This is a genomic window from uncultured Pseudomonas sp., from assembly GCF_913774235.1.
In the GTDB taxonomy this organism is placed as follows: domain Bacteria; phylum Pseudomonadota; class Gammaproteobacteria; order Pseudomonadales; family Pseudomonadaceae; genus Chryseomonas.
On the sequence record NZ_CAJYDW010000019.1, the window covers coordinates 356482 to 381877 of the forward strand.

Sequence of the window (25396 nt, forward strand, 5' to 3'; positions counted from 1 at the left end):
GCCCTGCCATTGCCCGCGCAGATCCATGTCCGAATCCATCGTTCTCAATGCCGAAGTCCCCTCCGAACTCGGTGGCCAGCGCCTCGACCAGGTCGCTGCCCAGCTGTTCGCCGAACACTCCCGCTCGCGTCTCGCCGCCTGGATCAAAGACGGCAGCCTGACCGTCGACGGCGCCGTGCTGCGCCCGCGCGATACCGTCCATGGCGGTGCCCAGCTGGCGTTGCGCGCCGAGCGCGAGGCCCAGGGTGAATGGGTGGCCCAGGACATCGAGCTGGACATCGTCTACGAGGACGATCACCTGCTGGTGCTCGACAAGCCGGCCGGCCTGGTGGTCCATCCGGCTGCCGGCCATGCCGACGGTACCCTGCTCAACGCTCTGTTGCACCATGTGCCGGGTCTGGAGAGCGTACCGCGGGCCGGCATCGTCCATCGCCTGGACAAGGACACCACCGGCCTCATGGTGGTGGCCAAGACCCTGGAAGCCCATACCCATCTGGTCGCCCAGTTGCAGGCGCGCTCGGTGAGTCGCATCTATGAGGCCATCGTCGCCGGGGTAATCGTCGCCGGGGGCACGGTCAATGCGCCCATCGGCCGCCATTCCCAGCGGCGCCAGCAGATGGCAGTGATCGCTGGTGGCAAGCCCGCGGTCAGTCACTACCGGGTGCTGGAGCGCTTCCGCGCCTACACCCATACCCGGGTCAAACTGGAAACCGGGCGGACCCACCAGATCCGCGTGCACATGACCCACGTCGGCTTTCCGCTGGTGGGGGATCCGGTCTATGGCGGCCGCTTCAAGATCCCGCCGGCGACCAATCCGACCCTGATCAAGACCCTGCGCGAATTCCCTCGCCAGGCACTGCACGCCCGCTTCCTCGAACTGGATCATCCGGTGACCGGCGCGCGTCTGCGCTGGGAGTCGCCGCTGCCGGAGGACCTGGTCTGGCTGCTGGACCTGCTGCGGCAGGACCGGGAATCCTTCGAATGATCGGCGCCGACTGGCTGCGGCCGGACTGGCCGGCGCCGGTCGGCGTCCAGGCCTGCGTCACCACCCGCGCGGGGGGTGTCAGCCAAGGGCCGTTCGCCAGCTTCAACCTGGGTACCCATGTCGATGACGAGCCGGCCGCGGTCGCCGAGAATCGCCGCCGCCTGGGCGAGGCTCTGGGCTGTCGCCCCGCCTGGCTCGAACAGGTGCACGGGACCGACGTCGTCGAGGCCGATCCCGATCGGGTGCTACGCGCCGACGCGGCCTGGAGCGACACCCCGGGTATCGCCGTGACCATGATGACCGCCGATTGCCTGCCAGCACTGTTCTGTCGCCGCGACGGCTCCCGTGTCGCCGCCGCTCATGCTGGCTGGCGCGGTCTGGCCGGTGGCGTACTGGAAGCTGCCGCGGCCAGCCTTGCCGTAGCTCCGGCAGAGGTGCTGGTCTGGCTGGGGCCGGCCATCGGCCCGGCCAGTTTCGAAGTGGGCGCCGAGGTGCGTGCGGCCTTCATTGCCCAGCACGCCGCAGCCGAGCAATGTTTCGTGGCGCGGGGAGGGGACAAGTACCTGGGCGATCTCTATGCCCTGGCCCGCTTGCGCCTCGCCGCCCAAGGCATCACGGCGGTGTACGGCGGCGGTTTCGATACCTTCGCCGATCACCAGCGCTTCTTCTCCTATCGGCGTGCCGCCCGCACGGGACGCTTCGCCAGCCTGATCTGGATCAAGCCCTGAGTTCTTTTCCGACGTGGCGCATCATCGTGCTTGAATCGTCACGCATCGCCCCTATCTAAAGGTCATTCCCGCGGGTAATCGAAAGCGCCTTCTGCCGCGCCGTCCCGCGTCTCAGATAGGACCTTACCCATGCGTATAGATCGTTTCACCAGCAAATTGCAGCTCGCCCTGGCGGATGCCCAGTCCCTGGCCGTTGGCCACGACCATCCAGCCATCGAGCCCCTGCACCTGTTCTCTGCCTTGCTCGACCAGCAGGGCGGTTCCATTCCCCCACTGCTGCGCCAGGTCGGCTTCGACCTCGCCAGCCTGCGCAAGACCCTCGCCGAAGAGCTGGACAAGCTGCCCAAGATCCAGAATCCCACCGGCGACGTGAATCTCTCCCAAGACCTGGCGCGCCTGCTCAACCAGGCCGATCGCCTGGCTCAGCAGAAAGGTGATCAGTTCATTTCCAGCGAGCTGGTGCTGCTCGCCGCCATGGACGAGAACACCCGCCTCGGCAAGTTGCTGCTGGGGCAGGGCGTTTCGCGCAAGGCCCTGGAGAACGCCATCAACAACCTGCGCGGCGGCGAAGCGGTCAACGACCCCAATGCCGAGGACAGCCGCAAGGCCCTGGACAAGTTCACCGTCGACCTCACCAAACGCGCCGAGGACGGCAAGCTCGATCCGGTGATCGGTCGTGACGACGAGATCCGTCGTACCATTCAGGTCCTGCAGCGCCGGACCAAGAACAATCCGGTGCTGATCGGCGAACCCGGCGTGGGCAAGACGGCCATCGCCGAGGGCCTGGCCCAGCGCATCGTCAACGGCGAAGTGCCCGATGGCCTCAAGGACAAGCGCCTGCTGGCGCTGGACATGGGTGCCCTGATCGCCGGGGCCAAGTTCCGTGGCGAATTCGAGGAGCGCCTGAAAGGCGTGCTCAACGAACTGGGCAAGCAGGAAGGCCGCATCATCCTGTTCATCGACGAGCTGCACACCATGGTTGGCGCCGGCAAGGCCGAGGGCGCCATGGATGCTGGCAACATGCTCAAGCCGGCCCTGGCCCGCGGTGAGTTGCACTGCGTGGGCGCCACCACCCTCGACGAGTATCGCCAGTTCATCGAGAAGGACGCCGCCCTGGAACGACGCTTCCAAAAGGTGCTGGTGGACGAGCCGAGCGAGGAAGACACCATCGCCATCCTGCGTGGCCTCAAGGAGCGCTACGAGGTGCACCACAAGGTGGCCATCACCGACGGCGCCATCATCGCCGCGGCCAAGCTGTCCCATCGCTACATCACCGATCGCCAGTTGCCGGACAAGGCCATCGACCTGATCGACGAGGCCGCCAGCCGTATCCGCATGGAGATCGATTCCAAACCCGAGGCCCTGGATCGCCTGGATCGCCGGCTGATCCAGCTCAAGGTGGAACGCCAGGCGCTGAAGAAGGAAGAAGACGAAGCGGCGCGCAAGCGTCTGGAAAAGCTCGACGAGGACATCGCCCGTCTCGAGCAGGAGTACGCCGACCTAGAGGAAGTCTGGAAGGCCGAGAAGGCCGAGGTGCAGGATTCCGCCCAACTGCAGCAGCGCATCGAGCAGGCCCGTACCGAACTGGAGGCCGCCCGCCGCAAGGGGGACCTCAACCGCATGGCTGAACTGCAGTACGGCACCATTCCTGATCTGGAGCGCAGCCTGCAGATGGTCGACCAGCACGAGAAGCCGGCCAACCAGCTCCTGCGCAACAAGGTCACCGAAGACGAGATCGCCGAGGTGGTCTCCAAGTGGACCGGCATCCCGGTGAGCAAGATGCTCGAAGGCGAGCGCGACAAGCTCTTGCGCATGGAAGAAGCGCTGCACAACCGGGTGATCGGCCAGGACGAGGCGGTCACCGCCGTGGCCAACGCGGTGCGGCGTTCGCGGGCGGGGTTGTCCGATCCCAACAAGCCTAGTGGCTCCTTCCTCTTCCTCGGCCCGACCGGGGTGGGCAAGACCGAACTGTGCAAGTCGCTGGCGGAATTCCTCTTCGATACCGAGGACGCCATGGTGCGCATCGACATGTCCGAGTTCATGGAGAAGCACTCCGTCGCTCGCCTGATCGGCGCACCGCCCGGCTACGTCGGCTACGAGGAGGGGGGCTACCTGACCGAAGCCGTGCGGCGCAAACCTTACTCGGTGGTCCTGCTGGACGAGGTGGAGAAGGCTCATCCAGACGTCTTCAACATTCTCCTGCAGGTGCTGGACGACGGGCGCCTGACCGACAGCCAGGGCCGTACGGTGGACTTCCGCAATGCGGTGATCGTCATGACCTCCAACCTGGGCTCGGCGCAGATCCAGGAGCTGGTCGGCGATCCTGATGCCCAGCGCGCGGCAGTGATGGATGCGGTGGCGAGCCACTTCCGCCCCGAGTTCGTCAACCGTATCGACGAGGTGGTGGTGTTCGAGCCCCTAGGTCGCGAGCAGATCGCCGGTATCGCCGAGATCCAGCTGCAGCACCTGCGTCAGCGCCTGGCCGAGCGCGATCTGCAACTGGAGCTGTCGCCCGAGGCCTTGGACAAGCTGGTGGCCGTGGGTTACGACCCGGTCTATGGCGCGCGACCGCTCAAGCGGGCGATCCAGCGCTGGATCGAGAACCCGTTGGCCCAGCGCATCCTGTCCGGCGCCTTCGCGCCAGGCAGCCGTATCCAGGGCCGGGTGGAGGGCGACGAGATCGTCTTCGCCTGACGGAAGGCCGGGTGGCCCGAGCGTCGCCCGGCGTTTCGCATAATTTTGTGAAAAAACAGCAGGCTAGGTGTTGACGTCCGTTTCTACTTCCGTAAAATGGCGCACCTCACTTACGGCAAAGCCTGAAAGGCCTTGAAGTAAGAGGGGTTGGAAGAGAGAAATTCCGCGATAGCTCAGTCGGTAGAGCAAATGACTGTTAATCATTGGGTCCCTGGTTCGAGTCCAGGTCGCGGAGCCACTTCCATTCTCGGGGTATAGCGCAGCCCGGTAGCGCGCCTGCTTTGGGAGCAGGATGTCGGGAGTTCGAATCCCCCTACCCCGACCATCTTTTGGGTCGTTAGCTCAGTCGGTAGAGCAGTTGGCTTTTAACCAATTGGTCGTAGGTTCGAATCCTACACGACCCACCATTTTCACCAGAAACCCTCCGCAAGGAGGGTTTTTGCGTTTGTGGCAGCTGAATCAAGCCGCCGCCTTTCGTGAAACATCGTATCGCAATCGATGCGGTCAAACTGCGATCCTTATGCCGACTGCTTGCCCGTACCGCGTTTGAAGGCCAAGCAAGCTCGCCTGGCAGTCGTTGTGCGGTACGGATCTCCTGAGAGCTTACGTCTCTCGGAAGAGGCCCGAATCCCCGAATGGGGTATCTCCCCCGGAATCAGCGTGAGTACTCACGCGATGTCATCCCTGACGCGTCGGATCAAACCAGACTGCAGACATCAAATTTCTATCGACCTTGATTATAGGCCAGGCAGTGAAATCAGGATGAGTCCGTTTCTTGCCGGGCGCGGCCTCATAGCCAGCAAGGGCACGGTAGATGAATAGTCAGTATCGGAATCCATTCCACAGCGCCGAGATCTGCGGATCCTTTAGGGTTCCCATCCGGCTATTGGTATCAAAGATCATCGCCTCATTATCGTGCTCTGAATAAAGCGGCCATCCTGGATTGCCATCTTTGGCAAAGGCGGCCCAGGCATCATTCATGCTGTCGGACAAGGACTGAGGTGGGTTGGAACCGAGAAAATTTCCCGCTTCTTGTGTATGAATGGTTCCGAACTTGAAGGGCACATCCACGAAATGGGCGGCGCCCAGGCGACCGTTGTAGGCCGGTGACCGCCAGGAGAACTGGTAAAACCACGTGTTTTGGTTGCGGCTCAACAGGCGGGCTATGCTCAGCGCTGGCATCCTGAACGTATAGTCCGACATGATCTGAGCGTAGACGTCACCCGGACTCTCCGCGTTGATACTGTTTTCCCCATACTCCTGGAGCGCTTTTGCGGGGAGCCCCAACTCCTGGATGACCGTGCTCACATCCTTGCTGGTGATTTTTTGTAATCCGTCCCCAGGGACCATATAGAGTCTGGACTCGCTGTCGGTACTGCCGACAATAACGGGCACGCGGTTATTGTCATTCGATGCCAGATCTTCCATGGGGCTCTTGACGATGATTTTACCGTCCGCAACTGGCAAAAATGCCGTGCCGCCAAGGGAAAGTCTTCCCCAGTGGGCGGTATCTTTGATTTGCTCCCCGACTTTCAGGACGTTCTGAACCAGATCCTCAAAAGGCACCTTGGCGACGGCTTCGGGATCATCAGAAATCCCCAGATTGTCGGTAAATTGCCGGGTGACTCGGGTTGCATCGGCCTGGCTGATCCACTGCATCGGCGGGCTCTGCAGAATAGCCTGCTGGTAAAGCCCTTTGGTTTCTGCATTGCCTAGATGGATGGCGACGCTTCCCGCTCCCGCGGATTGTCCAAAGAGGGTCACTCTGCTCGGATCGCCTCCGAAGCTGGAGATGTTCCGCTGAACCCATTTAAGCGCGGCAATCTGGTCTGCGATGCCGCGGTTGTCTGGACGTTGGGCAAAATGCATGAAGCCATCTACGCCCACCCGGTAGTTTACCGTGACGACCATGACCCCCTTTTTAGCGAACACGCTTCCGTCATAAACCGCCTCCGTGGCGTCTTCTCGGATCCAGGCGCCTCCGGGAATCCATACCATGACGGGCAGCTTCTCTTCGGCATTGTCAGGCCGCCACAGGTTGAGCGTCAGATCGCCAGCCTGACCGACCAGAGGTTGCGCCTTGCTCCGCCCCGGTTGCGGCACAGGTGAGTCGGAGACGGTGGCTTTAATCCCCTCCCAGGGCTCCACGGGTTGAGGGTTCTTGAACCGTCGCTCCGGCGTAAAGGGGTTGGCTGCGTAAGGAATCCCTTTGTAAACGCTGATGCCCTCATCGGTACGGTATCCCTGGACTTTGCCTGACTCGGTGTCGATAACCGGCGCCGGAGTGCCGGCAAAAGATAAGGAGCTCGCGACGATCAAGGCGCTACCCAGTAAACGTTTCATTCCTATTCCTTTTAAATTCGCCCCGTGCAGTTCCGGGTCCGCTTGATTAGAGGTCGGGAAGAATAGATAACGCCTGCCTTGGAGGCTTATAAGCTCGGATCCTCCACTGGACAGCTCCATGTTTTAATCAATGCATAGAAGGGTGGCGTCGGCCCGACTCACAACTTGCGTTTATGCGGTTCGATGACCTCTGCGTGATTTGATGTATCTTCATAACCATTGAACGATACGATGCCGGTCTTTGCCATTTCAAGATCAGGGTGTCAGCCGCGGTCTCGTGATCGAAAAGCCGGCGGGGCTCACGCTCGGCGCCTTGCCAAGCAAAGGGTAAGGCGGATCCTGCTCCACCCTCATCACCGGAAACTCAGCGCAAGTAGGGTTTTGCAGTTCCAGACCAACCTTTGGTACTGCCTGTGTTCTCGGGAGTTCTGGCTTCATGCCGGTCCGCCATGGGGCGATGTACAGCCCTGGTCATCTCGCATAGGCGATTGATGGCCAATCCCGGCCGCTCGGCCTCGCTCCCTCAGTCCCTTCGCCCCTAAACCGTCGCTGGCGGTACGAGCAGGGGAAGGGCTCTACTCCGCTGATCTGCTTCGATCACCAGAATTCGAACGGCATCCAGCCGATAGCCAGGCGATAGTCGGTAGTAGTGACCCCCTATCGTCTGACTACTATCAAGACAGGAATCCGGTTTTCAGGGCGGTGGAATGCGGTCGAAACACCTCTCGGGCTTCACCCTCATCGAGGTCTTGGTCGTCGTCGCCTTGCTGGGCATCGTCACCGCTCTGGCGGCGCCGGGCTTCGCCAGCCTGGTGCAGAACAATCGTATCCAGGCCGCGGCGGGGGAGTTGCAGCGAGCCCTGTACTACGCCCGTAGCGAGGCCATGAGCAGGGGGGTGAACGTCATCGTCACCACCGATCCGGAGGACGCCAATGGCTGGACCGGCGCCCTGAAGATCAGCACCGTCAAGACCGTGGTGCTACCCACGGCCGAGGTGCTGCGCCAGTACAGCGGCGGCCTGGGCACTGGCGTCAACGGTACCGGCAGCGTGGGAGGAAGCCCCTTGACCAGCCTGACCTTCCAGCCCAATGGCAGCGTGCGCATCGCTGCGGACGCCACCCTGCGCGTCTGTGCCACCAATGCGCTCACCCCGGGCAAGCAATTCACCCTTAGCCTCGGTGGCGTCCTCACGGTGACCGACTTCGTGCCCACCCGGGCCAGTGCCGTGGGGTGCGGCTAGATGAGGCGGGTGCAGCGGGCGTTCAGCATGATCGAGGTGCTGGTTAGCTTGGTGATCATCTGCCTTGGGGTGCTGGGCATGGTCGCCTTGCAGACGCGCAGTGTCGCCCTGTCCCAGGATTCCATACAGCGCAGCAATGCCATGGTACTGGCCAATGATCTGCTCGAGCTGATGCGCAGCAATCGCGATCAGGTCCTGGCGAGCGACAAGGTCAAGCCCGATGGAGTCTATGCCAAGCAGGCGGGTGGCACCTTTCGTACCAAGACGCTGGATGCCGGCAAGACCTGCCTGACCCGGGATCGCTCGGCCGGTGGCGAGACGGTCGCCGGTCAGGATCTCGGCTGCTGGCTGGCGCAGGTCAAGGTGCTGCTGCCGGTGACCGATGCCCTGATCACTAGCAGTTTCGCCGTCTGCCCGGCGTCCGGTGTGCCTCCCTTGCCGGCCAGCGATACCTCGGGGAGCACCACGCCGCTTAACGCCTGCGAGACCACGGCGCGTGCAGCGATGATGGTGGTGATCGCCTGGCAGGACGTCAGCAACGACGCGGTGAACTGTCCCAAGGGCGTTTGCTATTACGCCCTACGCTCGGAGCTTTGAGCATGGATCATCGGTTTCTTAGGCGCGATCGGCTGCAGGGATTTTCGCTCATCGAGATGATGATCGCCCTGACCGTGGGCGCCTTCCTGGTACTGGGCGTTTCGCAGATCTACCTCGACAACAAACGCAGCTTTCTCTTCCAGCAGGGGCAGACCGGCAACCGGAACAATGCCCAACTGACCCTGCAGTTACTCGACCGCCAGTTGGCCCGCACCGGTTTTCGCGCCGATATCCGCTACCAGAGCAATCTGGCGACGGCCTTTCCTGCCACCAGTGCCGTGGCGGACACCGACGGTATCAGCTGTCCGGCCTTTGCTGCCGGGGTCACTTTCGCGGCCACCACCGATAGCGTCGACACCCCCACAGGGGTATGCATTCGCTACCAGGGCGCGCTGGATGGCAAGGATCTGGATTGCCTCGGCAACGTCATTCCTCGGGTGAATCTCAATACCGGTGGCAACGTCCTGCTCAAGCTGCGTTATCTGGCGAGCGCTACGCCCGGCGCCGGAACCCTGAGTTGCACCGTCTGGAGCGAGCAGGCAGGGGCGCTGACGCGCAAGGGCAGTGCCGTGCTGGTGCAGGGACTACGGGATTTTCGCTGGTCCATCCCGCCGAAGGCGGACGCCCCGGCCGTACGCTACGCCGCGCTGCTCAGCACCAGCGACGCGGTGCCAAGCGATGTCGCCAGCAACGCCGCGGCCAACTGGCAGACCCTGACCGGCCAGCAGCTCGACGAGACGACCCGGCCCATGCAGATGGTGCAGAGCACCGTCACCCTGAGGAATCTTGCGCTATGAGTCGTGTCCCGGTCGGGCAACGGGGCGCGACCTTGCTGGTCACCCTGGTGATGTTGCTCCTGTTGTCGCTGCTGGCGGCGTCCAGCATGCGCCAGACCCTGTTGCAGACCCGTAGCGGTGGCGCCGCCCTGGAGAATGTCCAGGCGTTCAATGCCGCGGAGGCCGCCTTGCGCGAAGGCGAGCGACGCCTGGTCGCGCTCAGCCAGCAGCCGGCCTTCACCGCCTTCAGCGCGGGCTTCGCCAGCTGTAGCGAAAGTGTGGCGGCGGTCCGCGGCGCCTTTGCCAAGCCGCCCAGTGGCGATCTGTGCATCCTGACCAAGGCCAGCGATCTCACTACCAGCGCCCAGACCCAGACCTGGGCGGCGACCGCGTTGCAGGCGACCGACAAGACACCGACGGCACGCTCGGTGGCCTACAGCGGCTCCGATGGCAGCGCGACGTTCGCCCGTACGCCGCGCTGGGTGGTGACCGCCATTGGTAGCAATTCTGTCGATATCTCCGCACCCGCCACCAAGCTATTCCGAGTCACCGCCATCGCCCAGGATCGCGGTGGCCGCTTCCCGGTGATCCTGCAGAGCGTCGTCTCCCTGGAGGTGCCATGAGCCGAGCCATACCGGCATCCATCGCTCTGTGGGCTGCCGTCGTCACCAGCGGCGTTCAGGGCGCGGCCCTGAATCTCAGTCAGCAGCCCCTGTTCCTCACCAACAGCGTCGGCCCCAATCTCTTCGTCACCCTGGACAACTCCACCAGCATGCAGATGGCCGTGGTGCCGGATGCCTCCAATACCGATACCATCCGCCCGACCCGACGCGCCAAGTCGGCGGCCTTCAACAGCCTCTACTACAATCCGGCGATCAGCTATCCCGCGCCCTATGCGGTGAGCTACAGCGCTACCACTGGCCTGACCCGCACACGCCTGAGCACCAGCTTTACCAGTGCCTACGTCAACGGCTATCGGCCTGGCCTGGGCAGCGTGAATCTCGCCAGCGACTATCGGGTGAGCTGGAGCTACAACCCCAACCTGGTGACCACCGATCCCAATGTGGCGCGCGGCAACACCTACGGCAATCCGGGATTGCAGAACAACAGTCCGAGCATGCTGGCGGAGAATCCGTCGCAGGATTTCCAAAGCACAGGTACCTACCAGGGCACCAGCAGCACCTATGGCAGCCTGACCCTGGTGAACATCCTGGTGGGGACGGGATTCACCGAGAGCATCAACGGTGCCCAGGTCAGCATCAGCGATCCTTCCCTGCTGGCCCGGCTGCTGTTCGGCGGCTCCCTGACCGGCGGCTGCACGGCGAGCATCGCCAACACCAGCAGCGTCACCTACAGCAACGTGACCTGCACCCGCAACGTCCAGTACGGGTTCGCTGGCGCCATCACTTCAGCCAACTATACGGTTACGGCGAACACCAGCACTTCCGGCGCCATCACCGGCGTGCCGGCCTACTACTACCTCTACGACACCACCCTGAGTACCTGCACCTCGGCCTCCCTGCAGACCGAAGGCTGCTATCGCCGCGTCCTCGTCAGCGCTTCCTCGGGGCCCAATGGCACGGACGAGCGGCAGAACTTCGCCAATTGGTACTCCTTCTATCGCAGTCGCGCCCTGGCCGCGCAGACCGCCACCAATCTGGCCCTGGCGGATGCTTCGGAAAACATCCGGGTCGGTTGGCAGGCCCTGGGCACCAGCGACAGCTGCATCCTGGTGACTACCAATGCCAACTGCCGCGGGATCAGCAGCACCAGCACGACGACCTACGACAATCGCCTGCGGCCGTTCACCGGCGCGCACCGGGCGGCCTTCTTCACCTGGCTGGGCGATGTCTATTACAACCAGAGCACGCCCCTGTTGCAGGCGGTCGCCCGGGTCGGAGAACTGCTCAAGACCAGTGGCAGCGAAAGTCCCTACGCCTTCCAGCCGGGTACCAGCGAAACGCCGGTCTACGGTTGCCGGGCCAGCTACAGTCTGGTGGTGACCGACGGCATCTGGAATGCGGCCTTCACCACCAGCAACGTCGATGGCACGGCCGCCACCCTGCCGGATGGCCAGCAATATTCCCCGCAGGCCCCGTTCCAGGACAGTACGGCCAGCACCCTGGCCGACCTGGCCTTCCTCTATTGGCGTACCGATGCCCAGCCCAACCTGGACAACAAGGTGCCGCCCTACAACACCGTGAGCAGCAACGAAGTTCAGGGCAGCCGCACCCTTACGCCCTACTGGAATCCGCGCAACGATCCCGCCACCTGGCAGCACCTCACCGGCTTCTACGTGGGCATCGGCCTGAGCAGCGCCCTGGTCAACCCGGCCTGGGGTGGCGATACCTTCTCCGGAGGCTATGCCGGGCTGGCGGCGGGCAGCACGGCCTGGCCGGTCGCCGGCGCGGACAATTCGGTCAACCAGAACAACGTCTACGATCTCTGGCATGCGGCGATCAACTCGCGAGGGGAATTCTTCAGCGCGGAAAACGCCAGCGATCTCATCACCTCTCTGAGCGAGGTGGTCTCGCGCATCAGCCAGTCCACCAGCGTCGGTGCCAGCCAGACCGTCTCGCCGACCCAGGAGGGCGACAGCACCGCGCTCTATACCTATGTGCCGTCCTTCTCCAGCACCGATTGGAGCGGCGATCTGATCAAGTACCAGCGCACGGCGACCAACCGGACGCGTATCTGGAGTGCGGGTCAACAGCTCGACAGCCGTTTCCCGGTGGGCAATACCGGCTACGCGAGCCGGACGATCTACTTCGCCAGCCGCGGCGCCCTTACTCCTTTCACCTGGGCAAGCCTGACCGCCACCCAGCAGGGTTATCTCAATCGCACCGCAGCTGGTAACCCCGATACCTACGGCAGCCGCCGGGTGGACTACCTGCGGGGTGACCGCAGCCAGGAGGCGCCTGGCGTGACGCCGTCCTTCCGCCCGCGCAACCACATCCTCGGCGACATGGTGAATTCTTCGCCCGTGGTGGTCGGTGCCCCCAACAGTCCCATCGCCCTGATGAACGCCACGGTCGGCGATACCTCCTACGCCGATTTCCGCAACGCCAACCTGGGACGCGAGCGGCGTATCTACGTGGGGGCCAACGACGGCATGTTGCACGCCTTCAACGATCAGGGGGCGGAAGTCTTCGCCTTCATCCCCAGTGCGGTCATCCCAGCGCTCAACAAGCTGACCGACCGTGGCTACAACGGTGGCCACCAGTCCTACGTCGACAACACGCCCGTGGTGGGTGACGTCTATAGCGGTGGCCGCTGGCGTACCGTACTGATCGGTACCCTGCGCGGGGGAGGGCAGGGCATCTTCGCCCTGGACATCACCGACCCGAACGCCCCCACGCTGCTCTGGGAAAAGTCCGCCAGCGATGCCGACTACGCTGATCTGGGCTTCACCTATGGCAAGCCCGTCATCACGCGGCTGCATACGGGCGGCTGGGGCGTAGTGCTGAGCAATGGCTACAACAGCGCCAGGGACAACGCCGTGCTGTACGTGATGAACGTCGCCGACGGCAGCCTGATCAAGGCCCTGCCGGTGAGCGATGCCCTGACTACGCCCAACGGCCTGGGTGCACCCTTCGTGGCCGATGTCGACGGCGATCTGATCGGCGACTACGCCTATGCCGGCGATCTGCGCGGCAACCTCTGGCGCTTCGACCTGACCGGTAGCTCCCTGACCGCGGTCGCCGCGGCGGACAACTTCCGGGTGGCCTTCGGCGGCAGTCCGCTCTATACCGCCCGGGCCAGCAGCCTGGCCTCCGGCACCACCAATCTGGTGCAGCCCATCACCGCCAGCCCGACAGTGATCGCCCATCCCACCGGCACGGGGCATCTGGTGATCTTCGGCACCGGCAAGTACCTGGAGCCCGGCGATGCCATCGCCAATCCCAGCAAGGCCATGACCCTCTATGGCATCTGGGATCGCCAGACCGATGGCTCGGCGGCGGGCAGCACGCCTAGTCTGACGGTGGCCAACCTGCAGCAGCAGACCCTGGGGGTCGACCAGCTCATCAGCTATACCGGTGCCGGTGGCTCCAGCGTCAGCAGCACGGCGAACATCGTGTCCACCAATTCGGTGAGTTGGTACGACCCCGCGACGGCCGCCAGTGGCAAGCAGGGCTGGTACCTCAACCTGCCGCTCAACGGCGAGCTGGTCATCAACAAGCCCCTGCTGTTCAGCGGCACCCTGCTGATGAGTTCGCTGATACCCAGCACCGATGCCTGTACCGCTGGCGTCACCACCTATCTCTATGCCTTGGACCCCTACACCGGCGGCAACAACAGTGGGCTGTTCAACCTGGGTGTGGACACGGCCTATGGCCGTATCCAGCTGGACGGCCTGCTGGGCGGCATCGTGCCCTTCGTCTACGGCAACGGCAACTTCAGCGTAGAAGGCACCCTGGCCGATGCGGTTCTCGGTGGTAGCGATGGTGGCCCCCAGCGGGAAGGCTTGACCGGCAAGCAGCCGCCCAGTCGGCGGCAGACCTGGCGGGTCATCAGCAACCAGGATTAGCCAGGGAGCTGGCATGACGAGCGCCCATGAAAAAGCCCGGCACTGGGCCGGGCTTTTTCATGGAACTAGGCGTCTCAACGCGCGTAGGTCAGCAGCACGTCGCCCGGGATCTGGAAGTCCACCGACATCATCACGGAAAGCGCGGTGATGGCGATGATGGAGAACCCGAACAGCTTGCGTGCCCACTGGACATCGTTCTCGGCCTGATAGCCCATGAACGCCAGGCGCAGCCACCAGGCGCCGATCACGAAAGCCACTGCCAGATAGACGTAGCCGGCGTAGCCGAGCACGGTCAGCAGCAGGGTGGCAGCCAGGAAGGCCACGGTATACCAGACGATGTGCCGCTTGGTCACCGAGATGCCCTTGGCCACCGGCAGGACCGGAATCGAGGCCGCGGTGTAGTCCTTGAGACGGAAGATGGCGATGGCGTAGGAGTGCGGCATCTGCCAGAGGCAGAAGATCAGCAGCAGCACCGCGGCGCCGCTGTCGAACTGGCCACTGGCGGCGCAGTAGCCGATCACCGGCGGGGCGGCACCGGACAGGCTGCCGACCAGGGTGCCGTACACCGAGGTGCGCTTGAGCCAGAGGCTGTAGAGCCCCACGTACACCACGAAACCCATCACCGCGAAGGCGGTGGCGACCAGATTGGTCGCCCCATACAGCAGCCCCACCCCGGCCAGGCCGAGGAGGGTGGCATAGGCCAGCGCCACCTTCGAGGAGATCGTGCCCTGGACCAGGGCACGATTGCGGGTCCTTTCCATCTTCTGATCGATGTCCCTGTCGATCACGTTGTTGAACACACAGCCGGAAGCAATGACCAACGATACCCCGATGGCCGTCGCCAGCAGCAACAGCGGGTCGATGCTTCCTTTGGAAGCCAGGAAGAACCCGCCGGCAACCGAGATCAGGTTGCCGAAGATGATGCCCGGCTTGGTCACGAGAAGGTACTTCTTGATCATCACGTCGGCCCGGTTCAGTGGATCATCATGTTCTGGTGCATGTGGTACATGATCCACAGGGACCCCACGACCACGATGCCGACGATAACCACGGTGAAACCGAAGGAGATCACGTTCCAACGCTGCTCTTCGGAGGTGTTCAGGTGCAGGAAGAAGTACAGGTGCACCAGCAGCTGTACCACCGCCATGATCACCACGATCGCCAGGGTCGCGCCCTTGGAGAAGGTGGGGAACATCACCAGGCCGAAGGGAATGACCGTCAGGATGACCGACAGGATGAAGCCGACCATGTAGCTCTTGAAAGTGCCATGGCTCTCGGCGGTGTGCCCGTGGGCGTTATGGTCGTGCGCCATTACAGCACCCCCATCAGATAGACGATGGTGAAGACGAAGATCCAGATGATGTCCAGGAAGTGCCAGAACAGGCTCAGGCACGACAGGCGGGTCACGTTGGTGGTGGTCAGGCCCTTGGAAGCGACCTGCAGCATCAACACGATCATCCAGATCAGACCGGAGCTCACGTGCAGACCGTGGGTGCCGACCAGCGCGAAGAAGGACGACAGGAAGGCACTGCGATCCGGACCGTAGCCCTCTTCGATCAGGTGATGGAACTCATAGACTTCCATGCCGATGAAGCCGGCACCGAACAACCAGGTGATCGCCAGCCAGCCCAGGACGCCGCCCTTGCTGCCCTTGTGCTGGGCAATCATGGCGAAGCCGTAGGTGATACTGGAGAACAGCAGGAGGAAGGTTTCCACCAGCACGAACGACAGTTCGAAGATGTCCTTCTGCGAGGGGCCATCGGCATGGGCCCCGCTCAGCACTGCATAGGTCGCGAACAGCGTCCCGAACAGAATGCAGTCGGTCATCAGGTAGGACCAGAAGCCGAATGTCTTCATCGATCCGGCATCGTGGTGCCCATGCTCCTCGGCATGGGCGACTTCGTTATGCATAACTTGATTCGCCATTGGGTTAGGCCTGCTTCAATTTCGCCAGGGACTGGATGCGGGCGGTTTCGATGCGCGCCACTTCTTCCGCTGGTACGTAGTAGTCGACGTCTTCGTCGTAGCTGCGGATGACCGCAGTGACGATGCAGCCCACGAAGCTGGCGATGGCCAGCCACCAGATGTGCCAGATCAGGGCGAAGCCGAGGATCAGGGCGAAGAGGCTGATCACGATGCCGGCGCCAGTGTTGCGCGGCATGTGGATCTGCTTGTAGTCCGCATCCTTCTTCTCGGTGATGCCTTTTTCCTTCATGCCCCAGTAGGCGTCGATGTCGTGCACTTCCGGCACTTCAGCGAAGTTGTAGAAGGGCGGCGGCGAGGAAGTCGACCATTCCAGGGTACGGCCATCCCACGGATCGCCGGTCACGTCCACGTTCTCCGGCAGATTGCGGTCGCGGATACTGACGTAGAACATCCACAGCTGGCTGAGGATGCCGATGGCGATGATGCCGGCGCCGATGGCGGCGGTCACCAGGAAGGGGTGCCAGTCGGGGTTGTCGTAGTGGTTCAGACGACGGGTCATGCCCATGAAGCCCAGCATGTACAGCGGCATGAAGGCGACATAGAAGCCGATCAGCCAGCACCAGAAGGCCTGCTTGTTCAGGCGCTCGTTCAGCTTGAAGCCGAACACCTTAGGGAACCAGTAGATCATGCCGGCGAAGTAGCCGAACACGGCGCCGCCGATGATCACGTTGTGGAAGTGAGCGATCAGGAACAGGCTGTTGTGCAGCACGAAGTCGGCACCCGGTACCGCCAGCAGGACGCCGGTCATGCCGCCGATGCTGAAGGTCACGATGAAGCCCAGGGTCCAGAGCATCGGCGAGGTGAACTGGATGCGGCCCTGGTACATGGTGAACAGCCAGGTGAAGATCTTCACACCCGTCGGGATCGCAATGATCATGGTCGCGATGCCGAAGAAGGCGTTGACGTTGCCGCCCGAGCCCATGGTGAAGAAGTGGTGCAGCCAAACGATGAAGGACAGCACGGTGATCGCCACGGTGGCCCAGACCATCGAGACGTAGCCGAACAGACGCTTCTTGCTGAAGGTGGAGGTCACTTCCGAGAACACACCGAAGGCCGGCAGGATCAGGATGTAAACCTCGGGGTGGCCCCAGGCCCAGATCAGGTTGGTGTACATCATCTGGTTGCCGCCGGCTTCCGCAGTGAAGAAGTGGAAGCCCAGGTAACGGTCCAGGGTCAGCAGTGCCAGGGTCACGGTCAGGATCGGGAACGCGGCCATGATCAGGATGGCGGTGCAGAACGAGGTCCAGGTGAAGATCGGCATACGCATCAGGGTCATGCCCTTGGTACGCATCTTCAGCACGGTGACGAAGAAGTTCACACCGGTCAGGGTCGTTCCGATACCCGATAGCTGTAGTGCCCAGATGTAGTAGTCAACCCCTACCCCTGGACTGTACTGAATGCCCGACAGCGGCGGATAGGCCACCCAGCCGGTCGCGGCGAACTCGCCCACGAACAGCGACAGCATCACCAGCACGGCACCGGCCACGAACAGCCAGAAGCTCAGCGAGTTCAGGAAGGGGAAGGCCACGTCGCGAGCACCGATTTGCAGCGGTGTCACCACGTTCATCAGGCCGGCCACGAAGGGCATCGCCACGAAGAAGATCATGATCACGCCGTGGGCGGTGAAGATCTGGTCGTAGTGATGCGGTGGCAGGTAGCCCTCGGCGCCGCCGGAGGCGATGGCTTGCTGGCTACGCATGAGGATGGCGTCGGAGAAGCCGCGCAGCAGCATGACGAGCGCGACGATGAAGTACATCACGCCGATTTTTTTGTGGTCGACGGTGGTCAGCCACTCTTTCCAGAGGTAGCCCCACTTGCCGTAGTAGCTGATCGCGCCGAGTAGCCCGAGGCCACCCAGGGCGACCACGACGAACGTCACGAGAATGATCGGCTCGTGATACGGAATATCCGCAAGAGTTAATTTACCGAACATAACTTATTCCTCGGTACCGTGTTGACCGGCGTGCTGGCTCATGTCCATCACGTGGTCGGTCTGCTTGCTGAAGTCGGACTTCATGAACTTCTTGATGACCGTTCTGAACAGGTCCGGCTCGACCGCCGAGTAGTAGGCGACCGGCTGCTTCTCGCTGGGCTTGGCCAGCTCGGTGTAGCTCGCCTGGTCCAGGGTCTTGCCACCCGACTGCTTGACCTTGGCCACCCAGGCGTCGAAGTCGCCGGCGGTGGGAACCGCGTGCACGGTGAAGATCATGTCGGAGAAACCGGCGCCGCTGTAGTTGGCCGAGCGACCTTCGAAGACGCCGGGATGATCGGCGATCAGGTGCAACTGGCTCTGCATGCCGGACATGGCGTAGATCATGCCGCCCAGGGCCGGGATCGACAGGGTGTTCATGACCGACTCGGAGGTGATCTTGAACTGCACCGGACGGTTGACCGGAATGGCGATCTCGTTGACCGAGGCGATGCCCTGCTCCGGATAGATGAACAGCCATTTCCAGTCCATCGAGACGGCTTCGATCACCAGCGGCTGCTCGGGATGATCCAGCGGCTTGAAGGGATCGAGTTCGTGGGAGGTCTTCCAGGACAGGATGCTCAGGAACACCACGATGGCCAGCGGGACCAGCCAGACCACGGCTTCGATCTTGTAGGAGTGAGCCCAGTTCGGGGTGTACTTGGCTTCCTTGTTATCAGCGCGGTACTTCCAGGCGAACAGGAAGGTCATCACGATGACCGGGATCACCACGATCAGCATGAGGCCGAACGCTGTGTAGATGAGGTTGCGTTCTTGCACGCCGATGGAGCCTTTCGGATCCAGCAGCACGGCGTCGCACCCGCTGAGCAGCAGCGCGGCGGCACCGGCTAGAAGCCAACCGGTTGGTTTTAGATACTTCGTTAGTTTCATCTCACGACCTCAGTAGAGCGGCTCATCGTGGTTATTCTCTCAACGTGCCTGTCGCCAGCCTCACGCTCCGCAACGGACAGGCATCCGTGCGGCAGGCTGATGGATTGCGGAAATTGCGGGATTTCGCAGCGCGGTATGGTGCCACAGAGGGGAGGGATATTCGACCCTTTGGTCAGCCGCCATTCAGGTATTGCCGGCCGTCAAGAAAGGCCCAAACCGCTGGCGTAAGGCACTGTCATGCGCCGGGTAAGAGTAGCTGAGCAGGCCGCGGCTGCCAGGTCGACGAGCGCTTTTTGCTCGGACCGATGCGGGGGGCTGGATAACGGGGAAACGCGCAGGAAGTCGCGCCCCAAGGCGGCTAAGGCCTTGAAGGCTCTGAAAAGGCAGAGGGAGGAAACAGCGGAAGGATGGTGCCGGAGATAGGAGTCGAACCTACGACCTTCGCATTACGAATGCGCCGCTCTACCAACTGAGCTACACCGGCACGAAGCTTTCAATGATAAAGCCCTAGCAGCTTTATGCGCAAGTCTGAGGATCCTGAGGTCGTGCATGCCTGTGGCGATGTGTCGCAGTGTTGTGCGGGCTGCCTCAAACCGCGTCTAAAGGCGCTTTTATGCCGGCCAGCGGTCGCTGCCGACCCGGTTCGTTGGTGTGGCGGATAGGGGAAACCTTCGGGCTAATCGTCATACCTACTCTTCGGCGGTCACGCGCGGCGCGATCCGTTCTCGATGCTCTGAGAACTCACCGCTCTGGAAATTCCGATGACCGACTACTCAATGACACGTCGTCACGTCCTCGTCGACTCCGCGGTAGGGCTCGCCACGCTGCGTCGGACGCTACCGTTGCCCAAGCGGCCAGTCGTCCAGCGAAGCCGCTGCAGGATCCGCGCACCTAGTACACCCGGGGACCATTCAAGGAGCAGCGCCAGGAATGGCCCGCCCTAACCTGCAGGATGGAGCCGCGTCCCGATCATGGCGAAACTAGCTACCACGGCTCGGGCCAGCTGGCCGTCTGCAAGGCGCTGATCACCGGCGTCGACAGCGGCATTGGTCGCGCAGTGGCCATCGCCTTCGCCCGCGGAGGGGCTAACGTCGCCATCAACTACCACCCTGACGAGGAGTCCGATGCCCAGGAGGTAGTCAAGCTGATCGTTACGGCCGGCCGCAAGGCCATCACCCTCCCGGCCGACATCCGCAGCCAGGCCGCCTGCGAAGAGGTGGTCGGCAAGGCCTTCGAGCAACTCGGCGGTCTGGATCTCTTGGTGAACAACGCGGCCTACCAGCAGAGCAAGGCCAATATCCTCAAAATCACCGACGAGCAGTTCGATCGCACCTTCAAGACCAACGTCTATCACGTCTTTCGCTTCAGCAAGGCGGCCATCCCCCACCTGCCGCCGGGCGCCAGCATCATCAACACCGTCTCGGTGAATTCCTACGATCCGGGCGAAGAGCTGATCGACTATGCGGCTACCAAGGCCGCCATCCTCAATCTCACCAAGGGCATGGCCAAGCAACTCGCCAAGAAGGGCATCCGTGTAAATGCCGTAGCACTAGGTCCGGTATGGACGCCGCTGCAAGTGGCGGGTGGGTAACTGGAAGGGCAGATAAAGGAGTTCGGTCAGGACACGCTGCTGGGACGGGCTGGGCAGCCGGCGGAGTTGGCGTCGCTGTATGTGGCTTTGGCGGAAGAAAATGCGAGCTTCAGTACGGGGACGGTGGTGGGGGCGTTTGGGGGAAGGTGATGCCGTGAAGCAAGTGACATGAAATCTGTTCCTGACTATAAGAACGGTGACCACGAATTGAAGGAGTCTCGCTATAAATGGCATCGCAATGCACTAGAAGTAGCTGCGTAGTCGTTTGCGTCGGACGCCCTTAGTTGATTGATTTTTAGTCATATGTTTCCGAAAGCTCGTTCGGAGAAAAGTAATATAGGCAAAGATATATTTTTTGGTTGATGCTGAAGTTTTGCATTGTTGGATTTTAACTATTCATGGCGGTTGTTCTAATCCAAGAGGATCGATTTCAGCCTGTTTCGCCAATACAGGTTAAATAGTGATTTGGCCCTCTTTCAAGCATGCTGTTCATTCCGGTCGCACAGGGGTTCTAGCAAATCGCGCCGCTATTTATACTGAATTAAGTTGGTCGGTGATGTGGCGTGAGTTTAGTCGCAATGATTTTTAGTAGTGCTAAAAGTATTGGGTCTATTGCCCTGTTAGTGTTGCAAGCAAGGTATGGGCGCATTCTGGTGAAATATGAGATTGCTTTGGTGTTTTTATAGTGGTTAATGTGCTTCTTTAGAGCTAAGTTTTATTGATTTTAGACTGTGCAAGTCGAATATCGGCTATGTTGGTTCGATAGAAATTTTAATCTTGAATAAAAGAGATCTTGTATTGTGGCTATGGCATGATATAAAGTGGTCAAGATGAATCTGCTCTAAACCTTCTAGGTCCGATGTCTCGATAATTGAAAAAATGAATAGGGCTCGTTGATTTGCTTCCTGTTAGAAGTTCTCTGGCGATATGCTTGGCACGGCGCGTTTGTACAGGGCGATGATTTTCCTAAACCATTTTGATTTGCGTCGATGTTGGTAATTTTTAATTAAAGTTGGGCTGGTCTTTGTCTTGCCAAGGCGTGGCCTGTGAATTATTTACTTTGAATAGCTTGTATTTCAGACCGGCAACGTCATTCACCGTCGATAGCTTCCAGTTAGTCATCTCTAAAGATCTGCTTATGCCAAATATTCTGTCCCAGTCTTCGGATACAATGACGTATTGGGGGGGGGGTCTTCTGGCTATTTCATCTATTGCTAAAGCATTTCGCATGTTGCAGATGGGTGTCGTGAGACGTTGATGGATCTCTATGCTGCTAGGGGTCTTTAATCCAACAATGTCAACCAGTCGATAGTTTCCAAAGAGTGAGATGTATCCCGCATCATGAACTAGGATGGTGTCGCCTTCATCGGTACGCTTTTCTAGCCAGCTTGCTATCTCAGATAAATCATGTACTTGCTCAACGCCGGCGCTATAGCCTTTGTACGAGTTTGGAATTGAAGTGCTGCAAACTATTACGGATAGCAAAAGCAGAACAGTTGAAGTTTTCGTGCTAAGGGGTAGTTTTTTGAATATTGCTGCAATTCCTAGCACTAAAAAAGGTGTCAATATGAACAGATATCTGAATCCATTGTGCCAAACCCCACCAGGTAAATTGAGGAGAAAGGATGTGAGTAGGGAGGCGGTAAAGAATAAAAACACTATTCGCTGCTTCAAAAGCAGTACACCACAAACACCGAATGCAAAAATTCCTATGGTTTTCAGAAATGCAAAAACTCCGAGCGATTCTAACTTGATTTTTGCTTGAAATGGCTGGCATGCTTCGTTAAAGAATATTTTTTTTGCATTGATGGTTGCAGGAAAGTAATTCCCGGTATTAGCCCATGTTAGTAGGAATACTGGGAGGGCGATGAGTAGTGAAAAAATAAATGGCTTGCAGAGTGCGCCTATATTGTCTTTTTTATGATAAATGGATTGGAGGGTAAAAAAAATAGAGACTATAATTAGTTCGGGTCTTATAAAGGGTAATGCCCATAGCAAAGAATACCAGTAAGGAGAGGGCTCGCGTTTGCTGAAGGCTATTAATGTCCAAGATAGGGCCGTTATTGCGAGGCCGGTTTCTAATCCATTGGAAAACTGAAAGATTATTGGCCCTGAAGCCATGGCGAGAATAGCTATGAGCATGGCTTGGATACTTCTAAGCCCTGCTAATATTCCCATTTCATAGCAGGCCAAGTTAAATAGTAGAAAAGAGAATAAAGCTATTGCCACTTGGGCTATCCATAGCGGCAGAATCAGGCTTGAGGCGAAAATTAGTGCTGCGTGAAGTGGGCTTGTTACACCAGACAGTGCGGGTGTACCGTATTTCGAGTCATGCCAATCCCAAAGTGATCTGGCGGAGTGTTGCGTTATATAGGCGTCGTCAAGAGGATAATTCGTCGGCCAAATGTAAAATGTTAGTAGCGAGGCTAGTATTATTCCAGAAAAAAGAGTTAGGTTTCGGTAAGTATTGTCTGGCTTCTTAAAGGTGTTTTCTATTGTAGTCATGGCTTCAACAGCTGGGGTTGCGCATCAAAGTGTTGTGAGGGTTTAAAGCGAAACTACGTTATGAATGCGATAGGTTAAAGGGTGGGGGTAGTCTTTTTTGGTTGTGTGTCTATTTCGGTGTTGTCGATTTGAGTATATCTTCGAGAGCTTTGGAGGAATGCAGTTTGTTGTTTTCTAGAAAGTCTTCTCGTGCTTTTCTTACCTGAGGCATGAATTTGGGGGCAAACTCTGCTTCTGCTTTTTCAAATTGTCTATTTCCCTCTTCAGTATTTCCAAGGCCATATTCTGCCAGGGACCTCATTAGTGAAACGACAGGGTAGCCTGGACCATAGAATTCGACTATCTCAAGGTTGGCTAATGCTTCGGGATAATTTCCAGACTTTAGATAGGCTTCTGCAAGAGATCCGTAGATGTATCTCAATAGCCACGCGTTTTGAACGTTGTCTCTAACTATTGTGGTTTGTGGTAAGGGAATGCCTTTTGATTGAACCTCCAAGTGCGGTTGGTATTCACCTTCAAGGGCCATGTTTAAGGTCTTTATTGCTTCTTTATAATTGCCTTGCCTAACCTGTAGTTGCCCCTCTACAGCTTTCAGTCGACCAAGCTCTTCGTGCGTGGATTTTATCTGCTCCAACGCTCTTTCCGCAGTTTCGAGTTGGCCCATGAAAATCGCAGAGGAAAGATAGTTGAATTGTACAAATTTTAAGTTTGGATGCTTTTCATAAGCCCAATACCAGAGTGAAAATTCGTTCCGCCAAAGCGGGATGGTAGTGGCTGTGGTTGCGAATGCAATAAATAACCAGCCAATTAGAAATAGGGCCGCAGCGGCTTTCCTTGCTTTTGCTATATCGATAATGACACTGGATGCTGCTATTGATGCGAATACCAGAGGAAGGGTAAGGAATCTTTCATGACCCAGATTTCCTCCAATATTTAAGGGTAGTATATTAAGAACCGGCGCGAGGCTTATTAAATAGCTGATGAGTAATGCTGTTGTTATTTTTAATGGTCTTTTTAATGCGGCCCAGAGAGCTAGGCTCAAAAAACAAATTAAACCTACGATGCTGAGTATGTTTTGCGATATGGATCTGTCTCGTACATCAAACGGGTGCATTGGGTTTATGTCTAAGAATGGAAGGAAGGTCATCCTTACGTAAAATTCTAAGCTGTAGGAGATGAAGCTTACCTTTTGTATAGGTGATAGCTCGGCTTGTAGGCTTTGATTTGCTACAAGGAGATTCGGGTGGGCTTGATACCTAATGGCTAAGTAAGCAAGGAGGGACAAAGTTATTGAGATTATGAGGGGTTTGTTTTCCTTCAATAGCTCTATCGGTTCAAGCTTTCTCGGTTTGACTATTTTGTTTTCTGCAAAAATCAAAGTAAAAATAATGGCTGGCAAAGTGATTGCCATTTCCTTCGAGCACAATGCAAGAAAGAAAAATGCGCCGATCAATATGTTTTTCGTTATGCCTTTCAAGTGATAAAAAGACACTAGTGCTAGCAGGAAAAAACTTGTGCATAGGAGGTCAAATCGGCCGGCCACCCAGACGGTCGGCTCTACGAGACTTGGATGGAGGCCATATATGGCCATGCTTAGAAGTGAAAAAGCATATTTTTTTGTTTGGTGCGAATAGGCTGCTAGTCTTAGCGCCAAGGTGCCGGTAAGTAAGGTGTTAAGTGCTAAGAGTAATACGTTTATGAGATGGGAGTATGTAGGGGTGGCGCCAAATAGTTTGAATTCCAAAATGAAGCTTAGTAACACCGCAGGTCTAAAATAAGTGGTGCCTGGTAGAATAGACTTGCTTAGGGCCTCCCAAAGGTCCGTAGGATTGCGCAAGCCAGAGTTGTCTAGGAAAAGTGCTACGTCGTCCCAGACATAATCGAACTGTAAGGTTTTTAAATAGGTTAAAAATAAAATCAGCAGGAGTGCAGAGCTTGAAATTAGGTAGATTTTTCTGGTCATGATCATAAAAAAAGCCCCCAGAGGGGGCTTTTGTCTTATTAGTGGCGGCATTCAGATGGTACGTACTTCATCGTCGTCGAGTTCGTTCCGCAAACCCAGGTTATTACGCCAGTAGGCACTGTGCCTGCGCTTAGCGCGCTTCCGCCAGACGAGGGCGTCAAAGTCAAGCTTACGTTTTGTGCGTTGGAGTTCATAACAACGCTAATCTGGCCGTTCGATGCGATAGTAACCGTAGAAACGTTTGTAGTAGGACCACTAAAGGCCCAACCAGTACTCAGCGAAGAGGCTCCGTTGGCTGCGTTCTCCGCAACCAGGGCTTTGGCGGCGGAAGCTTGCGTCAAACCCTCGGTAACACGTGCGCGGACGGTATAGTCTTGATAGGCAGGCAGAGCGATCGCCGCCAAAATACCGATGATCGCAACTACGATCATCAGTTCAATCAGGGTAAAGCCTTTCTGAGCGTTCATTTTAATCTCCGGGTTGGGTCAGGCCAACGTGCCTTTTTGAGGTATAGCATAGGCCGTGCCAAATAAAAGTGGCGACTACAGCACGTTCCTGATGTGATGCATTTCGGTAAAGGGGCAGGTCATGACAAAAAA

General features: G+C 58.9%; 17 protein-coding genes, 4 tRNA genes and 1 pseudogene. 12 read left to right on the top strand and 10 right to left on the bottom strand.

Going from position 1 to position 25396, the window contains the following annotated elements; genetic code table 11:
• Positions 1-25 precede the first annotated feature (25 nt).
• The 6 genes from rluD (at position 26) to QZ471_RS22235 (ending at position 4814) form a co-directional block, all read left to right on the top strand.
• Positions 26-985 (top strand): 23S rRNA pseudouridine(1911/1915/1917) synthase RluD, encoded by a 960-nt coding sequence (rluD, locus tag QZ471_RS22210; RefSeq protein ID WP_295467958.1) that lies wholly within the window; start codon positions 26-28, stop codon positions 983-985.
• Positions 982-1713 carry a peptidoglycan editing factor PgeF gene (gene pgeF / locus QZ471_RS22215; protein WP_295467960.1) on the top strand — a complete coding sequence of 244 codons (732 nt, stop codon included), beginning with the start codon at positions 982-984 and terminating at the stop codon, positions 1711-1713. The genes rluD and pgeF overlap by 4 nt, the downstream gene beginning before the upstream one ends.
• A gap of 129 nt (positions 1714-1842) precedes the next feature.
• Positions 1843-4407, top strand: coding sequence for an ATP-dependent chaperone ClpB (clpB, locus tag QZ471_RS22220; RefSeq protein ID WP_295467962.1), 2565 nt, complete (start codon positions 1843-1845; stop codon positions 4405-4407).
• A gap of 162 nt (positions 4408-4569) precedes the next feature.
• Positions 4570-4645, top strand: a tRNA-Asn gene (locus tag QZ471_RS22225).
• Between the two features lie 10 nt (positions 4646-4655).
• A tRNA-Pro gene (locus QZ471_RS22230) sits at positions 4656-4732 on the top strand.
• 6 nt (positions 4733-4738) lie between these two features.
• Positions 4739-4814: transfer RNA gene (locus QZ471_RS22235), tRNA-Lys, on the top strand.
• A gap of 415 nt (positions 4815-5229) precedes the next feature.
• On the opposite strand, the gene QZ471_RS22240 is transcribed toward QZ471_RS22235, so the two are convergent.
• Complete coding sequence (locus QZ471_RS22240) at positions 5230-6750, bottom strand: carboxylesterase family protein (RefSeq protein ID WP_295467964.1); 1521 nt, start codon at positions 6748-6750, stop codon at positions 5230-5232.
• A 707-nt stretch (positions 6751-7457) separates the two neighbouring features.
• Here QZ471_RS22240 and QZ471_RS22245 point away from each other — a divergent pair.
• From QZ471_RS22245 to QZ471_RS22265, 5 genes are read left to right on the top strand one after another with little or no spacing between them, the layout of a single operon-like run.
• Positions 7458-7991 carry a GspH/FimT family pseudopilin gene (locus QZ471_RS22245; protein ID WP_295467966.1) on the top strand — a complete coding sequence of 178 codons (534 nt, stop codon included), beginning with the start codon at positions 7458-7460 and terminating at the stop codon, positions 7989-7991.
• Positions 7992-8588, top strand: a complete 597-nt coding sequence (gene pilV, locus QZ471_RS22250; RefSeq protein ID WP_295467968.1) for a type IV pilus modification protein PilV — start codon at positions 7992-7994, stop codon at positions 8586-8588.
• 2 nt (positions 8589-8590) lie between these two features.
• Positions 8591-9385: a prepilin-type N-terminal cleavage/methylation domain-containing protein gene (locus QZ471_RS22255; RefSeq protein ID WP_295467970.1), complete on the top strand. Its 795-nt coding sequence runs from the start codon at positions 8591-8593 to the stop codon at positions 9383-9385.
• Complete coding sequence (locus tag QZ471_RS22260; RefSeq protein ID WP_295467972.1) at positions 9382-9987, top strand: PilX N-terminal domain-containing pilus assembly protein; 606 nt, start codon at positions 9382-9384, stop codon at positions 9985-9987. The genes QZ471_RS22255 and QZ471_RS22260 overlap by 4 nt, the downstream gene beginning before the upstream one ends.
• On the top strand, positions 9984-13892 hold the full coding sequence (locus tag QZ471_RS22265; RefSeq protein ID WP_295467974.1) for a PilC/PilY family type IV pilus protein: 3909 nt from the start codon (positions 9984-9986) through the stop codon (positions 13890-13892). Before QZ471_RS22260 ends, QZ471_RS22265 begins: the two co-directional genes overlap by 4 nt.
• 74 nt (positions 13893-13966) lie before the next feature.
• On the opposite strand, the gene cyoE is transcribed toward QZ471_RS22265, so the two are convergent.
• The 6 genes from cyoE to QZ471_RS22295 form a co-directional block, all read right to left on the bottom strand.
• A complete protein-coding gene (gene cyoE, locus QZ471_RS22270; RefSeq protein WP_295467976.1) occupies positions 13967-14854 on the bottom strand; it encodes a heme o synthase in 888 nt (295 codons plus the stop codon).
• An 11-nt stretch (positions 14855-14865) separates the two neighbouring features.
• Positions 14866-15204 (bottom strand): cytochrome o ubiquinol oxidase subunit IV, encoded by a 339-nt coding sequence (cyoD, locus tag QZ471_RS22275; RefSeq protein WP_059226334.1) that lies wholly within the window; start codon positions 15202-15204, stop codon positions 14866-14868.
• Complete coding sequence (locus QZ471_RS22280) at positions 15204-15818, bottom strand: cytochrome o ubiquinol oxidase subunit III (protein WP_059226333.1); 615 nt, start codon at positions 15816-15818, stop codon at positions 15204-15206. Before QZ471_RS22280 ends, cyoD begins: the two co-directional genes overlap by 1 nt.
• A gap of 4 nt (positions 15819-15822) precedes the next feature.
• On the bottom strand, positions 15823-17811 hold the full coding sequence (gene cyoB, locus QZ471_RS22285; protein ID WP_295467979.1) for a cytochrome o ubiquinol oxidase subunit I: 1989 nt from the start codon (positions 17809-17811) through the stop codon (positions 15823-15825).
• A gap of 3 nt (positions 17812-17814) precedes the next feature.
• The gene (cyoA, locus tag QZ471_RS22290; protein ID WP_295467981.1) at positions 17815-18738 is read right to left on the bottom strand and encodes a ubiquinol oxidase subunit II; all 924 of its coding nucleotides are present in this window, start codon (positions 18736-18738) and stop codon (positions 17815-17817) included.
• A 408-nt stretch (positions 18739-19146) separates the two neighbouring features.
• Positions 19147-19222, bottom strand: a tRNA-Thr gene (locus tag QZ471_RS22295).
• Positions 19223-19499: 277 nt separating this feature from the next.
• Between QZ471_RS22295 and QZ471_RS22300 the strand changes: the two are divergent.
• A pseudogene (locus QZ471_RS22300) lies at positions 19500-20479 on the top strand (SDR family oxidoreductase).
• Positions 20480-21331: 852 nt separating this feature from the next.
• Here the strand turns inward: QZ471_RS22300 and QZ471_RS22305 are convergent.
• The 3 genes from QZ471_RS22305 to QZ471_RS22315 form a co-directional block, all read right to left on the bottom strand.
• Positions 21332-22834 (bottom strand): hypothetical protein, encoded by a 1503-nt coding sequence (locus QZ471_RS22305; RefSeq protein WP_295467983.1) that lies wholly within the window; start codon positions 22832-22834, stop codon positions 21332-21334.
• Positions 22835-22943: 109 nt separating this feature from the next.
• Positions 22944-24797 (bottom strand): hypothetical protein, encoded by a 1854-nt coding sequence (locus QZ471_RS22310; RefSeq protein WP_295467985.1) that lies wholly within the window; start codon positions 24795-24797, stop codon positions 22944-22946.
• A 38-nt stretch (positions 24798-24835) separates the two neighbouring features.
• On the bottom strand, positions 24836-25264 hold the full coding sequence (locus tag QZ471_RS22315) for a pilin (protein ID WP_295467987.1): 429 nt from the start codon (positions 25262-25264) through the stop codon (positions 24836-24838).
• Between the last annotated feature and the right edge of the window lie 132 nt (positions 25265-25396).

Bases quoted from the DNA above. Each gene is read 5' to 3' on its own strand.
- rluD (WP_295467958.1), top strand. From the start codon at position 26: ATGTCCGAATCCATCGTTCTCAATGCCGAAGTCCCCTCCGAACTCGGT.
- pgeF (WP_295467960.1), top strand. From the start codon at position 982: ATGATCGGCGCCGACTGGCTGCGGCCGGACTGGCCGGCGCCGGTCGGC.
- clpB (WP_295467962.1), top strand. From the start codon at position 1,843: ATGCGTATAGATCGTTTCACCAGCAAATTGCAGCTCGCCCTGGCGGAT.
- QZ471_RS22240 (WP_295467964.1), bottom strand. From the start codon at position 6,750: ATGAAACGTTTACTGGGTAGCGCCTTGATCGTCGCGAGCTCCTTATCT.
- QZ471_RS22245 (WP_295467966.1), top strand. From the start codon at position 7,458: ATGCGGTCGAAACACCTCTCGGGCTTCACCCTCATCGAGGTCTTGGTC.
- pilV (WP_295467968.1), top strand. From the start codon at position 7,992: ATGAGGCGGGTGCAGCGGGCGTTCAGCATGATCGAGGTGCTGGTTAGC.
- QZ471_RS22255 (WP_295467970.1), top strand. From the start codon at position 8,591: ATGGATCATCGGTTTCTTAGGCGCGATCGGCTGCAGGGATTTTCGCTC.
- QZ471_RS22260 (WP_295467972.1), top strand. From the start codon at position 9,382: ATGAGTCGTGTCCCGGTCGGGCAACGGGGCGCGACCTTGCTGGTCACC.
- QZ471_RS22265 (WP_295467974.1), top strand. From the start codon at position 9,984: ATGAGCCGAGCCATACCGGCATCCATCGCTCTGTGGGCTGCCGTCGTC.
- cyoD (WP_059226334.1), bottom strand. From the start codon at position 15,204: ATGGCGCACGACCATAACGCCCACGGGCACACCGCCGAGAGCCATGGC.
- QZ471_RS22280 (WP_059226333.1), bottom strand. From the start codon at position 15,818: ATGGCGAATCAAGTTATGCATAACGAAGTCGCCCATGCCGAGGAGCAT.
- cyoB (WP_295467979.1), bottom strand. From the start codon at position 17,811: ATGTTCGGTAAATTAACTCTTGCGGATATTCCGTATCACGAGCCGATC.
- cyoA (WP_295467981.1), bottom strand. From the start codon at position 18,738: ATGAAACTAACGAAGTATCTAAAACCAACCGGTTGGCTTCTAGCCGGT.
- QZ471_RS22305 (WP_295467983.1), bottom strand. From the start codon at position 22,834: ATGACTACAATAGAAAACACCTTTAAGAAGCCAGACAATACTTACCGA.
- QZ471_RS22310 (WP_295467985.1), bottom strand. From the start codon at position 24,797: ATGACCAGAAAAATCTACCTAATTTCAAGCTCTGCACTCCTGCTGATT.
- QZ471_RS22315 (WP_295467987.1), bottom strand. From the start codon at position 25,264: ATGAACGCTCAGAAAGGCTTTACCCTGATTGAACTGATGATCGTAGTT.